Genomic DNA, 14,197 nt, shown 5'->3' on the forward strand with positions numbered 1-14,197 from the left:
TGATGGTACACTTTTTATTTATGCTATTATATTGTATTCTACTACTATTTTGTGAAATGTTCTTTAATTATACTAGAACATTACTAGATTTTTTCCATACTCGGAAAATCGTAGTCATTGGTATTTGATAGACTTTATATGTCTATACCTCTTAATATGCTATATTTTCTCAACATCCTTTCTCCTCCATTACTAATCAACGGAGGATTTCTATTGATTTTAGTAATTTTTAGTTTTAAATCTATTAACAGTCTCTCTTCGGTTTGAACTTTGACAAATAGCGGAGATAACTGCTACTCCGTCTGCACCAGCTTGAAGAACTTCGTTAGAATTTTCCGTTGTGATGCCACCTATCGCGACTATTGGATAATTCGGATACTTGTTACGTATTTCCTTTATAAAACTTACACCAGTAGGAGGTTCTGCATCTGGTTTTGAAGTTGTCTTGAAAATAGGTCCAATTCCAACATAATCCGCTCCATTTAATACGGCTTTTGACATTTCCTCTTCATTATGGACGGAAACACCAATTATTTTTCCTTTAAATTGTTCACGAATGTTTACTAACGCCATATCTTTTTGTCCCACATGGATACCGTCTGCCTGTAATTTCAAGGCTAGCTCCACATCATCGTTCACTATAAATGGCACATGATAATAGTTGCATAAACGTTGACATGCTCTAGCAAACTCTACATATTCCTCCCCTTTTAATGCACGAGGACCTTTTTCCCTAAATTGAAACATTGTAATTCCTGCCTGCAAAGCATCTTCTAATACGTTTAAAGGCTCCTCTTTACAGTTTTCCGTTCCCATTATAAAATAAACTGCTAAATCACTACGATTCATCTACAATCACCTCATATTGGCCTTTCCTTTGTTGATAAGCAAAATGGTTGGTAGGTCCATGCCCGTGTCCGATATTTAACGGATTTTCAATCGCTAATTGAACAAATTTTTTCGCTTCAATCATTGCTTCCTTAAGGGATAATCCTCTCCCTAAAAAGGAAGTAATGGCTGCCGAAAAAGTACATCCTGTTCCATGGGTATGTTTTGTATGAATTCTTTTACTTATCATGGAAAAAGATGTTCCGTCGGCTAAATAAACTTTATCTGTTGCTGTATTTAGCTCCTTCGAATGACCGCCTTTCATTACAACACACTGCACTCCATATTGCAGCATTGTATGGGCTGCCTTTGTCATATGATCCTCGTTTTCTATTTTAATGCCGCTTATTACTTCTGCTTCAGGAATATTGGGTGTTAACACAGTAGCGATGGGCAACAAAGTATTCTTTAATGCATCTACCGCTTCTTTTTGTAGTAGACTTTCTCCACCTTTGGCAATCATCACAGGATCAATTACAAGTTGAACGTCTTTCTGTTGTAAGTAATTGGCGATGACTTCAATAATTTCAGCTGAAAAAAGCATCCCTGTTTTGACCGCTTTTACATGAAAGTCAGAAAAAACGGAAGTTAATTGTTGAAGTACGAAATCAGGTGAAGTAGGAAAAATCCCTTGTACACCTAATGTATTTTGAGCAGTAAGGGCCGTAATAACGGTTGTACCAAATACTTTTAGTTCTTGAAAGGTTTTTAAATCTGCTTGTATACCTGCTCCACCACCACTATCTGCACCTGCAATTGTCATGACAACGTCCATTGTTTACCACCTCTAGATAATAAATGAATACTGTTTATGATTTCTTCTTGAAATGTACCGAGTAGAAGGTGGTCACTCGCCAACTCCGCTACACGTTTATAATCCATGAATAACTCACATAAATTGGATAATGGGTTCCCTTCAAGGGTTAAAGCTGCAGCGCTTAACGCACTTAGTAGACATCCAGTACCAGTAACTTGGGTCATTAATTCATGTCCACCAACTGTCCAATATTCTAGATAGCCATCTGTTAGAAAATCCTTTGATCCTGTAACAGCAACAAGACAGTTATATTTTATTGCAACTTGTTTTGCTACAGTTGGTAGATCCATGTCCCCGTTACCACTATCCACCCCTCTACCTTGCCATTCTACCTCTGCGATGGTTGCTAATTCGCCCATATTACAGCGTATTAGTTGAACGTTTACTTTTTCTAGAATATCTTTAATCGCTCGTTGTCGATATTTTGTAGCTCCAACACCGACGGGATCTAGTACAACTGGGATGTTTAACTCGTTTGCTTTTTTTCCAGCAATCATCATAGATTCTAACGTTCGAACATTTACGGTTCCTAAATTAATTAATAAGCCATTTGCTATAGAAACCATTTCTTCTACTTCTTCCATTTCATCTGCCATTACTGGTGATGCGCCTGTAGCTAATAATCCGTTTGCTGTAAAATTAGCTACAACATAGTTTGTAATACAATGAACTAATGGATTTTTTTTTCGAATACTCGACAACGTCATATTACTTTCACCTCGGTATTTTTTTCGATTCCTTTGTATAGCTAATTTTTATAAATAAATATCCGCCTGTAAAACAGGCGGTTTTAGTAACGCCCTATAAGGGCTCCTTACTAACTGCCCCTAAAGGGGCTTTTTTAATTGACCGTCAACCGTATTTGTTCTTTAATCTCGTTTAAATGGGTCTATATATTCTCTACTCGTCATTTGATCACGTAATCGATCTTCAGCTTCTTGTTCCCTAATGTATTTTGCTACCGCTTTTTCGTTAAGACCTACTGTAGTGACATAATATCCTTTTGCCCAAAACGTTCGATTTCCGTGTTTATATTTTAAATTTGCATGTCTATCGTGAATCATTAAAGAACTCTTTCCTTTTAAATAGCCTACGAATTGTGATACGGATAATTTTGGAGGAATTTTAACCAGCATATGTATATGATCTGGCATTGCATGTCCTTCTATGAGTTCTACGTCTTTCATTTCACATAGACGTCTTAAAATCGCTCCGATGTCTTTTCTTAATTCACCGTAGATTACTTTCCTTCTGTATTTTGGTATAAAAACTATGTGATACTTACAATTCCATCTTGTGTGTGATAAACTATTGTCGCTCGACATTGAGCAAAACTCCTCTCGATTTGAATTTGGTTTGACGGCCATTTTCATTATATCGAGAGGAGTTTTTAATTCCATCTCCATTACCACCCTAAAAGTATATTTTCACACGTGCAGAGCACGTGGTTTTAAAAGAATTAATAAAAACGCCCTTTTGTTCAAAGACAAAAGAGCGTTTAAATTCCAAGATATCATTATGTATTCTCGAAAAAATCTTTGCTCCCTACGTCAGTCTTAACTGTCAGGTTCAAAGGGTCAGGTTTTAACCTTCTCAACGCAAATTGCGTCCCCCTGCAAGAGTATTTGATTGATTTCATATTAACATAAAACTAGTTTTCTACAAGTTAAATTAGGAACAAGAATTAAATAATGAACTAAGTCCTATAAAAAATTTTAGATTAAAAAGGTATTTCGTTAAGTTTTATAGGAGTTATTTGATCCTTTTCCCAATCTTCACGGATGAAAGCATAGCATAACGAGTCGTAAATCGTACCATTATCATTTTCCCATGCATTTCTGAAATAACCTTCTTTCACAAACCGACAATTATAGAGAGTTTTTCTCATCGCCAAATTATCCCATCGTGTATGAGCCTCAATTCGAATTTTTTTATCCGGTAAAGAAAAAAGATATTGAACAATCCAATCGACAGCTTGTGTCCCATACCCTTTTCCCCTTACCGTTTTATCTAACCGAATATCAAACAATGGTATCGTATCATTTATATCATCGATTACAATGAGACCAATTTTTTTATCTCCCTTTAAAATCCAAAATGTTTCTCGATTATGAAAATAACAGCCATTATGATAATTTTCAATGATTTGTTCTTTTGATGGATTGGGAATTGAATGGAATTCCCATGTATTTTTTGTCATAAAAGAAACTAAATCATCTAGTTCGTTTTCAAATTTCTTAAAACGAATATTATTCATTGGTATCACCCCTATCTTCTACATTCGACAAAAAGGGAATATTTTCCTTGTTTAAAATGATATTAAGAATTGAATCCCATTCATTAAAATCTTTCTTCGGACAAATCTTGATTAATAGACAGTGCCACTTTATAACCGTCTGCAGCAGAATTAATTAGTGAAGATGGGCTTATTCTCTTTAATTCACCTGCAATATAAACATTTTGACAAGACGTACGACCAAGTCCATCCGTTATAACCTCGCCGTGTTCGTTTATGTCACAATTGAATTGTACTAGAAAAGGATTCGGACGATAAAAGGTTGGTACAACAAAACCACCTGAACAGTTGACTTTTTCTCCAGATGCTAATTCGACTTGTTCAATATAGCCACGATCTCCGATTAAATTTCTAATAGGTTCCATTTTTACTAGTATGTTTCTTTTTTCTAGTTCACGAATTCCTCTTTTTGAAAATTCTCCACCGTTGGATAATACAACGAAATCCTTGGACCAATTATAGAGTAATTTCGCCATATGGAGGGCATGTTCTTCCATTTCTGCAATAATAATGAGCTGCTTATCCCTTAATTCCCAACCATCACAATAGGGACAATTAAATAAACTTTTACCATAATAATCCCTAATACTCGGTATAGAAAAATGTTCTTGGATTCCGGTTGCAAGTAAAAGTTTGTCGGAAATAAACTCCTGCCCATCTTTTGTTTTGGCAATAAATTGACCATTTTGATTCTTCGAAAGTTCTTGAACAGTCGTTTTGAAATAATGAACGGATGGATAGCGGGTTATCTCCCTCATTCCGATTTCTTTAAATTCCGCTGGTTTGATGCCATCACGGGTAAGAAAACCGTTGGATTGATTTGCTACTCGATTCCGATTTGTTCCATCATCAAAAAGAGCAATTTTTCTTCTAGCCCTACCTAAAGTCAAGCTCGCACTTAATCCCGCTGGACCTGCCCCTACAACTACACAATCAAATACATTCACTACTCTTCGATCCTTTACAAATTAATATTTATTATGTTTGCTTTTCAAATTCTTTCATTTCCTTATTTCAACATAAAAATAGCGTTGACCTTTTCGATCAACGCTAAACAAACTTTTAGTTGTATTTTATAAACTAAGTCTATCCAATATTTTATTAAATAAATTTTGTAATTTGTTCAAGTGGCAGACGGGATGAACCATAAGCAGGAGCAGCTGCTTCACCAATAGCAATTAGGATAATAGGTACTTCATTTTTTGGTAAGTTGAATTTTTCCGCAAATTTCGCTTTATCAAAACCACCCATCGGTACCGTATCATACCCCATTTCTTTAGCTAACAGCATAATTTGCATTGAAACTAAACCAGCATCGAAATGAACAATATTTTTAATAATATCTTCTGGTAAACTACCATACATCGAAAGGGAATTTTTTATCATTAAATCCGCTAATTCTCTTGGCATATAACCTTTTTCATAATTGGTATTATAAATTTGTTCTGAGTTTTTGTACATTTCCAAATCACCAAGAACGGCAATAATCGCTGAAGATGTTTCAACTTGTTCTTGGTCATTTGCAATTGGGCGCAACTCTTTTTTCACTTGTTGATCATCAATTACAATGAAACGCCATGGTTGCATATTACTTGAAGATGGAGCTGAAATGGCATTTTCTAATAAAGCTTGTAATTTTTCGCGTGGGATCACGACATCCTCTTTATATTTACGAACGGATTTTCTTTCATGCATGATTTGTTGAATTGTGTTTGGCATTTTTATACCCCTTTCAATATGTCAATATCATTTTTAATAGGAATTGTTTGTTCAATGGGATTAGCTGTATCATTTATCATGACTATTAAAAATCTAACCAGTTTGTTTTCCGGAATTAACCATTAGTTTTTTTAACATCATTTGTAGCTGTTGTTTTTCCTTCGTTGTAAAGTCGTGAAATAATTCATCGAAAAATTGTGTTTTATTTGAATCACAGTTTTCCAAAATAGCCATGCCATTATTTGTTATTTCTACTATCACTTCTCGATTATTTTGTTTGTTTCGATTTCGATAGACCAAATTTTTCTCTTCAAGAATTTTTAAATGTCTTGTAATTGCAGCTTGATCTATCTTCAACTTCTTCTGTAATTCGATTTGTGAAAGTTGTCCACTATTCAATAAGGTATACAATATTTCATATCGAGTTAGACTAATCCCTGTACACTTTTCAAAGTTTTGTGTAACTTGTCTATCAATATTTTTGAACATAAACATCATATTTTTTACATCTTCGCAAGATTGATCCATTTCATTCCTCCTTATCAATTGATTAATCAATCATTGACTAGTCAATTATAATATAAATAATCTATTAATCAAGTTTTTTGTTTTAGTGAATTACTATATTTAGTATCAAACTTTTCTTTTCAAAATATACTTCATTTTTTTATCCAAATAATAGATTCTTTTCCTTCTAACAATTTGGCTTTTAATGTAAATTATATTTAAAAATAACATAAAAAAGCCCATACAATTTAGATTTTTTTCTAACTTGTATGGGGAGAAAATTAGGAATTTTTTTATTCTAAGTTGGAGAATTTCGCTAAATCCTTTCGATTTCCGATCGTTACTAAAATATCTTCTATTTGAAGTAATTCATCAGGAGAAGGTGAAACAATAATCTCACCGTCTCTTAAAATAGCAATAACACTCACATTATATTTTGCCCGAATATCCAATTCTCTTAAATTTTTCCCAGCCATTCTAGAAGGAATCATAATTTCTTCTATATTATAATCCTTAGAAAGTTCAATATAGTTTAACATGTTTGGTGAAAGAAGTTGATTTGCCACTCTTTCTCCCATATCCCTTTCAGGATAAATAATCCAACTCGTACCAATTGCCTCTAAAACTTGACCGTGACGTTTACCTACCGCTTTTGCAATAATCTTTTTCATACCAAGGTTCTTCAAAAGCATGACGGTTAGAATGCTTGCTTGAATATCGTCCCCAATTGCGACAATAACACAGTCAAAGTTTGTAATTCCAATAGATGTTAGTGCTTTTTCATCTGTAGAATCGGCGATTAATCCGTGGGTAATATAAGGTTCTGCATCTTCTACTCTTACTTCATCTAAATCAATACCTAGTACTTCTTGACCTGCTTCATGCAATTTTCTAGCAATACTCGTACCAAAACGGCCTAATCCAATTACGGCATATTGTTTTCTACTCATTTTTTTACTCTCCTTTGTTACCCAATCATAATATTTCCTTTTGGATGATGATAAGCCTCTTGTTTACGTTTTTTTGTTAAAGCAAAACCGATCGTTAATGGTCCTAATCTTCCTGCAAACATTGTTAAAATAATTAAAATACGGCCAACTGATGAAAGTTCCGGCGTTAACCCCATAGAAAGGCCTACTGTTCCAAAGGCGGAAGTTGCTTCAAATAAATACATAATAAACACATGACCTTTGTCTGTAATGCTTAATAAAAAAGTGACGAGCACAACAATGATCATGCCACACATGGCAACTGTAAAAGCTTTTAATATGTTTTCAATCACAATGCGACGTTTAAATAAAGTAACATCTTCTTTACCCTTTAATTGTGAAATGGCAGTTGCAATTAAAACGGTAAAAGTTGAAACTTTAATTCCTCCAGCCGTAGAACCAGAACCTCCTCCGATGAACATAAGAATAATCGTTAAAAACAAAGTAGCATGAGTTAAATCTCCCATAGACAATGTATTCGCACCAGCCGTTCTTGGAGTCACACTATGGAACAAAGCACCTAACGTTTTTCCAGTTGTTGATAAAGGACCTAATGTTTTTTCATTACTAAATTCGAAAAGGAAAATTAAAATCGCTGCCCCTACGATTAAAGTAAATGTTGTCGTTAAAACAACCTTTGTATGAACAGATAATGTTTTCGTTTCGCGATATTCATATAATTCATTAATAACAATAAACCCTAGTCCACCTATTATGATAAGGCTACAGATTGTAATGACGACAAAGGGATCATCTACATAGTCAGTTAAACTTTTAAATTGCCCCATTAAATCGAAACCTGCATTGTTAAAAATGGAAATAGAATGAAAGAAGCCGAAATAAATCGCTTTTGAAATTGGCATATCAAGGGAGAAGCGAATGGCCAATATAACTGCTCCAATAAATTCTGTTACCAACGTAAAAATCAATATTCTTTTGACTAATTTCACCATTCCTGCTGTTGATGTAGCATTAAATGCTTCTTTTAATAACAATCTTTCTTTTAAAGAAATTTTTTTCCCAAGTAAAGTAAATAAAAATGTGGCAAAAGTCATAAATCCTAAACCGCCAATTTGTATAAGAAATAGAATGACAAGTTCACCAAAAACGGAAAATGTATCTCCCGTATCTACTACAACAAGTCCCGTCACACAGGCAGCAGACGTAGCGGTAAAAAGGGCATCTAAAAAAGGTAAACTCTCTCCTGTTTCCGTTGCGATTGGAAGATTTAATAATAAAGCACCGAATAAAATTAAAATAACGAAACCTAGTACTAGAACCTTTGAAGGGTTTAGATTGTCTTTAAAGTTTTTCATTTTCGTTTCCTCACTTTGAATGTTTCTTACCTTAAATAATTATCTCTTTTGCCTGAGGGAAATAATCCTTTTAATCTAAATGTTCTCGTTTTTGACATCAAAAAAAGACCGATTTAAACAAGCTCCTTTGTATAAAAACAAAAAATACTTGAATAAGGCGGTCTGTTCCTATGACCTCCTTCGCTTTAGCCGACGAAGTTAGCTGACGGGTAGGATGGCGAAAGAGTGATCTCATCCCTTCTGCAATGGCAGAATTAACCCCAAAATAATGGGTCCTCCGTTCTCTATATGAGATTAGGCCGATAATATGAAACTTTGAAATACGGGATTATTCTACTCCTCCATTTGAGATTTGTAAATATAAAAATAAAAAATTAAAACTGTGTATCATCTTATATAAAAATTCATAGTTTGATAGGGGTATCACTTACATTTGCTCACTAATTTTTATTAATATTATTCTTAATACATAAGGAGAACTTACTTGAAATCTACAAATTCGTTTAAATTTTATGTATTAGATCTCCTCTTTAAAATACCTTGGATTATTATAGGGGCACTCATGGCAGCCATTAGCCTGGAGGTAATTCTTATTCCTAATGGATTAATTGATGGAGGTATTACCGGTATATCCATGATGCTATCTGAAATGATGGGATTTTCATTAAGCTTTTTACTGTTTTTATTAAATATCCCCTTTGTTTTATTAGGCTATAACTATTTAGGGAAACGCTTTGCCTTTTCTACTTCATTAGGCATCATTTCATTAACCGTTTCTACGGGTTTACTGGAAATATTTCCACCTTTCCTTAATGGTAATCCCATTTTATTAATTTTTATTGGAGGTATTTTACTTGGATTAGGTATTGGGATTGTTTTACGTAATGGCGGAGCATTAGATGGGACAGACGTACTTGCTTTACTTATTTCCAGTAAAACATCCTATTCTGTTGGTGAATCTATTCTTATTATCAATTTTTTTATCTTTCTTTTTGCTCTTATATTGTTTGGTTGGAAAGGGGCATTAATTTCTATCATTACATATTTTATTGCAACAACTATCGTAGATATGGTCCGGACGTGAAAAAAGTAACAAAGAGCAATTGCATATAATGCAATTGCCCTTATTTTAACTTAATGGTTCATCTTTCATTCGTTCTATTGCGTGTTTACGACGTTCATTTTTTTCTTGAAGGTGTTCAAGCTCTTCTTCACCAGCAAATTCCATACTAATTTCAGCTTCGCGTATATTTTCTTCCGTATTACGAATCATTTCCTCTTTACTTACAAATTTTTTCGGTCTACCAGGAACTTGTTGTGGATTTTGTTTCATCCAAAAAACCTCCATTTGTTATTTCATTTTCAATTTAGTTTGGTATTCTTTCATTCATTTATACTCAAATTAAATCGATGAAACGAATAATCAAATGGTGATGTTATCCTTTTTTTAAGCAATGCATCGCTTTTTCCGCTTCATACCAAGGGACCGAATAACCTTTTCCTTTAGCACAAAAAATACTGGATGAGGAATACTCTGGATCCGCGTTTTTATCGTAACCTATTTGCTCGATAACCTCATCTGTATTATGGCAAAGATCATAACCAGCAAATTGCAAGGATAGTGAACCTTTCCCATTTGTATAGGTCGCAAAAGTTGTACTGTAATTCATGAAAGTGGATACAGGTACTTTTCCAATAATGGTAACTTGATCTTCATTAATTATTGGGGGATCGAATGTACCACTTCCTTGTTGAATATCTGTCATCATTCGCCCCATTAAATCAATGGAGGCTTTCATTTTAAAACGGTAGTAAGGCTCTAATAAAAGGTTGTCAGCTTTCTCCAATCCTTGGCGAAGGGCACGGAAAGTTGCTTCTCGAAAATCTCCACCATCTGTATGTTTTTGATGAGCTCTTCCCGTTAAAAGTGTAAAACAAATATCTGTAATGGGATATCCCGTTAGTAAACCGTGATGTTCCCGTTCAAATAAATGTTTTTCGATTAATCGTTGATGACCAACGGACAAATCGTCTGCGTGACACTCATTTTTAAATTGAATACCTGAACCTCGTGGAGCGGGTTCCATTTTTAAGTGGACTTCTGCATAATGTTTCAATGGTTCAAAATGTCCATAGCCAATGACTGGTTGTTGAATCGTTTCCATATATAAAATTTTTGGTTCTTCAAATTGAACTTGAATACCAAATCGGGATTCTATTACTTCTAATAATACTTCCAGTTGGATAACACCCATCACATGGACGTTTATATCTTGAAATTTTTCATTCCAAACAACTTTCAACGTTGGTTCTTCAGCTTCAAGAATTCGGAAGTAACTTAATATTTCTTTTATATGCTCACTACCTTCATACACAACTTTGGCCTGAAGGGTTGGTATAAGTTCATATTCGTCCTGATTCACTACACTATTGCCAATTACTTGTCCTATTTGAGCTCTTGAAATGCCTTTAATTGCAAAGATTTCACCAGCTTCTACCCTTTGAACTGTTTCAAAGCGATGTCCGTTGTAGAGACGGATTTCTGTTATTTTTTCAGTAACATCGTCAAAGGAAAATTCATCGCGAACCTGTAAAGTTCCTTGTAATGCTTTCAAGAATGTTAACCGTTGATTTTTTTCATCGTGACGAATTTTATATACTAATCCTTTAAAAGGATCATCCGTATGATATGAAGTTTTTGTTAATAATGCAAATTGCTCAAAAAATTCTTTAATTCCAATATCTTTCAGGGCTGAACCAGCCATACAAACAAAGGCTTGTCTATGCTGAATCATAGAACAAAAAATGCGGAAGCAATTTTCAAATTCTATTACTCCTTCCATATATTGTTCCAAAAGAGTTTCGTCTCTTTCTGCGAGCCATTCTATTACATCTTGAGAAATGTAATCTGATGTTACTTTTTCTGTTATCAATAAGACATCGTCAGTCAATTCTTTTTGAATCGAAGCCATGATCGCCTGTAAATCTGCCCCTTCCCTATCCATTTTATTAATAAAAAGAAAGGTTGGGATTTCATATTTTTTTAATAATTGCCAAACGGTTTCTGTATGACCTTCAATGCCATCCACCGCACTTATAATAAGGATGGCATAATCCATTACCCGGATGGCTCTCTCCATTTCAGGGGAAAAATCGACATGTCCGGGTGTATCAATTAATGTATAGGTATCATTGTTATAATGAATCCGTCCTTGTTCAGCAAAGATGGTGATGCCTCTTTTACGTTCAATGGAATGATTATCTAAAAAAGCATCTTGATGATCCACTCTACCTCTTTCTTTAATACTTAACGTATGGTAAAGGAGCTGCTCTGAAAAGGTTGTCTTTCCAGCATCTACATGGGCCAGTACTCCAATTGTTTTATACATAAAAATCCTCATTTCTCGTTGTTTCATTAATTTTATTGTAGCAAATTGTCAGCCTTTTATTAAATTCCTCTGTTTTAAGGGGAAAGTTGGATAAATTTACGAAGAACTTCAATTTTATTCTCATTTATTTCCAATAAATAGTTGTATAATTAAAATACGCTGTTTAATTGAAATAAAAAGGAGGAATTATATTGGAATTACATACAAAAAATTTAAAAATCCTGCCTTGTACAAAACAATTTCTTTCGTCTGTTTCAACAAATTATCCATTAGGTCAACATATAAAAAACTATCTGGACGAACTGAATAAGGACCCCTCACTATTAGGATGGGGTGTTTGGTTTGTAATAGAGAAAGAAACAAATCAAATAGTTGGGGATATTGGGTTTAAAGGTAAACCAAATTTAGAAAATACGGTCGAAGTAGGTTATGGAATATTGCCTTCATTTCAAAATAAAGGTTATGCAACAGAAGCAGTGAGAGAACTACTAAATTGGGCATTTTTCAATTCAAATGTGACAAAGATTGTCGCAGAGTGTATAGAGGATAATGATTCTTCCATTCGAGTATTAGAAAAGTTAAATATGGAAAAAGTTGGTTTGCAGAATCACATGATAAAATGGCAATTAGAAAAGTCGTCTGAATGAAAAAATGCGTGTTCAAAGTGGGAACACGCACTTATTTATTATGAAAGTTTCATTGAACCAGTTTTTGCAGCATTCACATGCCAAGAAAGCGCTTTTTCCAAATTGTGTGGTGTTTGGGCATTTCCAGTTAATTCAACAGCTTCGTTATAATAATCCCACAACTGTTGTTTAAAGTCAGGATGTACACAGTTTTCAATAATTAATGGTACCCTTTCTTTTGGTGCTAATCCTCTTAAGTCTGCAACACCCTGTTCCGTTACAATGACATGAACATCATGTTCTGTATGATCATGATGGGCTACCATTGGAACGATTGAAGAAAGTTTACCACCTTTCGCATAAGACTTTGTTACAAAAATACTTAAACGAGAATTGCGAGTAAAATCACCTGAACCGCCTATTCCATTCATCATTTTCGTGCCGCCAACATGAGTTGAGTTAACGTTACCATAAATATCGACTTCAAGGGCTGCATTAATGGCGATTAATCCTAAGCGACGAATGACTTCAGGGTGATTTGATATTTCCTGTGGTCGAATGATAATTTTGTCAGCATACTTCTCAATATTTCCATAAACCTTTTTCTGTAATTCTTCGGATATCGTAATAGAAGTGCAAGATGCGAAGGAAACTTTTCCAGCATCGATTAAATTAAATACGGCATCTTGTAACACTTCGGAGAAAATAATCAAATCTTCGAACTCCGAAACTTTAAATCCTTCTAAAACCGCATTGGCAACAGAACCAACCCCCGATTGCAAAGGAGCTAATTTATTTGTTAAACGCCCTGCTTCAATTTCACTGCGAAGGAAGTTTATTAAATGATTAGCCATTTCCTGTGTTTCATCATCCGGATCAACAATTAAAGATGGAGCGTCTTGTTCGTTGGAAATGACAATAGCTTTTATTTTTTCCGGATTAATTTTAATGCCAATTTCACCTATACGATCTGTAGCACTTAAAAGTGGAATGGGTTGTCGTTTACCTTGTACTTCTGGAATATAAATATCATGAACACCAATTAATGATTCGGAATGGGCTAAGTTTAACTCAACAATAATATTATTTGCATATTGGGCGAAAATTGGAGAGTTCCCTACGGATGTTGTTGGAACGAGATAGCCGTCCTTTGTTATAGCGGTTGCTTCGATGATGGCATAGTCAATTGGTCCAATAATTCCTTGACGAACGAGTTCAGCATTATGGGAAAGATGTGCATCTACATATAACACTTCCCCTGTATTAATTAAATTTCGAATAGCTGCGTCGCCTTGATATGGTCCACGTTTACGTATTCCACCTGCTTCAGCTAAAATTTTATCTACTTCTGGACCAAGGGATGCCCCTGTATAAACATCTAGTTTCAAGTTTTCATTTTTTGCCCGTTCAGCTAAAGCTAAAGGCACTACTTTTGCATCTCCCGCCCGGGTAAAACCACTCATCCCGACTATATTGCCATCTTGGATAAACGATGCTGCCTCTTCTGCTGAAATTACTTTGTTTAATAAACTACTAATACCAATTCGTTTTTCAACTACTTGTTCCAAATTCGTTTCCTCCTAATCTATTTGGTATAAAAATAATAGAACTTCTCACCTATTTTATTTATGCTAAGAACAAATAAAATAG

At 34.4% G+C, this 14,197-nt stretch carries 15 protein-coding genes and 2 riboswitches; of the genes, 2 read left to right on the top strand and 13 right to left on the bottom strand.

Going from position 1 to position 14,197, the window contains the following annotated elements; genetic code table 11:
* Positions 1-219 precede the first annotated feature (219 nt).
* From thiE to MHH69_RS08815, 10 genes are all read right to left on the bottom strand, one after another.
* Complete coding sequence (gene thiE, locus MHH69_RS08770) at positions 220-849, bottom strand: thiamine phosphate synthase (RefSeq protein WP_341362134.1); 630 nt, start codon at positions 847-849, stop codon at positions 220-222.
* Positions 839-1,663, bottom strand: coding sequence for a bifunctional hydroxymethylpyrimidine kinase/phosphomethylpyrimidine kinase (gene thiD, locus MHH69_RS08775; protein ID WP_341362135.1), 825 nt, complete (start codon positions 1,661-1,663; stop codon positions 839-841). The genes thiE and thiD overlap by 11 nt, the downstream gene beginning before the upstream one ends.
* Positions 1,648-2,412 (bottom strand): hydroxyethylthiazole kinase, encoded by a 765-nt coding sequence (gene thiM, locus MHH69_RS08780; RefSeq protein WP_122970607.1) that lies wholly within the window; start codon positions 2,410-2,412, stop codon positions 1,648-1,650. Before thiM ends, thiD begins: the two co-directional genes overlap by 16 nt.
* A gap of 162 nt (positions 2,413-2,574) precedes the next feature.
* The gene (tnpA, locus tag MHH69_RS08785; protein WP_341362949.1) at positions 2,575-3,030 is read right to left on the bottom strand and encodes an IS200/IS605 family transposase; all 456 of its coding nucleotides are present in this window, start codon (positions 3,028-3,030) and stop codon (positions 2,575-2,577) included.
* A 200-nt stretch (positions 3,031-3,230) separates the two neighbouring features.
* Positions 3,231-3,330, bottom strand: a riboswitch (TPP riboswitch).
* 95 nt (positions 3,331-3,425) lie between these two features.
* Entirely contained in the window at positions 3,426-3,962 is a 537-nt protein-coding gene (locus tag MHH69_RS08790) for a GNAT family N-acetyltransferase (protein ID WP_122970606.1), read from the bottom strand.
* Positions 3,963-4,045: 83 nt separating this feature from the next.
* Positions 4,046-4,948 carry an NAD(P)/FAD-dependent oxidoreductase gene (locus MHH69_RS08795; RefSeq protein WP_341362136.1) on the bottom strand — a complete coding sequence of 301 codons (903 nt, stop codon included), beginning with the start codon at positions 4,946-4,948 and terminating at the stop codon, positions 4,046-4,048.
* A 154-nt stretch (positions 4,949-5,102) separates the two neighbouring features.
* Positions 5,103-5,720 carry a nitroreductase family protein gene (locus MHH69_RS08800; RefSeq protein WP_122970604.1) on the bottom strand — a complete coding sequence of 206 codons (618 nt, stop codon included), beginning with the start codon at positions 5,718-5,720 and terminating at the stop codon, positions 5,103-5,105.
* Between the two features lie 93 nt (positions 5,721-5,813).
* Positions 5,814-6,248: a MarR family transcriptional regulator gene (locus MHH69_RS08805; protein WP_122970603.1), complete on the bottom strand. Its 435-nt coding sequence runs from the start codon at positions 6,246-6,248 to the stop codon at positions 5,814-5,816.
* A 272-nt stretch (positions 6,249-6,520) separates the two neighbouring features.
* On the bottom strand, positions 6,521-7,177 hold the full coding sequence (locus MHH69_RS08810) for a potassium channel family protein (protein ID WP_122970602.1): 657 nt from the start codon (positions 7,175-7,177) through the stop codon (positions 6,521-6,523).
* A 17-nt stretch (positions 7,178-7,194) separates the two neighbouring features.
* Positions 7,195-8,532, bottom strand: coding sequence for a TrkH family potassium uptake protein (locus MHH69_RS08815; RefSeq protein WP_122970601.1), 1,338 nt, complete (start codon positions 8,530-8,532; stop codon positions 7,195-7,197).
* Positions 8,533-8,704: 172 nt separating this feature from the next.
* A riboswitch (cyclic di-AMP (ydaO/yuaA leader) is annotated at positions 8,705-8,843 on the bottom strand.
* Between the two features lie 173 nt (positions 8,844-9,016).
* Here MHH69_RS08815 and MHH69_RS08820 point away from each other — a divergent pair.
* A complete protein-coding gene (locus MHH69_RS08820; RefSeq protein ID WP_341362137.1) occupies positions 9,017-9,616 on the top strand; it encodes a YitT family protein in 600 nt (199 codons plus the stop codon).
* A gap of 45 nt (positions 9,617-9,661) precedes the next feature.
* Here the strand turns inward: MHH69_RS08820 and MHH69_RS08825 are convergent, their stop codons facing one another.
* Both MHH69_RS08825 and MHH69_RS08830 read right to left on the bottom strand, forming a co-directional pair.
* Positions 9,662-9,865, bottom strand: a complete 204-nt coding sequence (locus MHH69_RS08825) for a hypothetical protein (RefSeq protein WP_341362138.1) — start codon at positions 9,863-9,865, stop codon at positions 9,662-9,664.
* Between the two features lie 103 nt (positions 9,866-9,968).
* Positions 9,969-11,921 carry a translation factor GTPase family protein gene (locus MHH69_RS08830; RefSeq protein ID WP_341362139.1) on the bottom strand — a complete coding sequence of 651 codons (1,953 nt, stop codon included), beginning with the start codon at positions 11,919-11,921 and terminating at the stop codon, positions 9,969-9,971.
* 191 nt (positions 11,922-12,112) lie between these two features.
* Here MHH69_RS08830 and MHH69_RS08835 point away from each other — a divergent pair, with 191 nt between their 5' ends.
* Positions 12,113-12,568 (top strand): GNAT family N-acetyltransferase, encoded by a 456-nt coding sequence (locus tag MHH69_RS08835; RefSeq protein WP_341362140.1) that lies wholly within the window; start codon positions 12,113-12,115, stop codon positions 12,566-12,568.
* A 38-nt stretch (positions 12,569-12,606) separates the two neighbouring features.
* On the opposite strand, the gene MHH69_RS08840 is transcribed toward MHH69_RS08835, so the two are convergent.
* Entirely contained in the window at positions 12,607-14,115 is a 1,509-nt protein-coding gene (locus MHH69_RS08840; protein WP_122970596.1) for a succinate CoA transferase, read from the bottom strand.
* Between the last annotated feature and the right edge of the window lie 82 nt (positions 14,116-14,197).

The sequence above is a fragment of the Ureibacillus sp. FSL E2-3493 genome, from assembly GCF_038077515.1.
Lineage (GTDB): Bacteria > Bacillota > Bacilli > Bacillales_A > Planococcaceae > Ureibacillus > Ureibacillus halotolerans.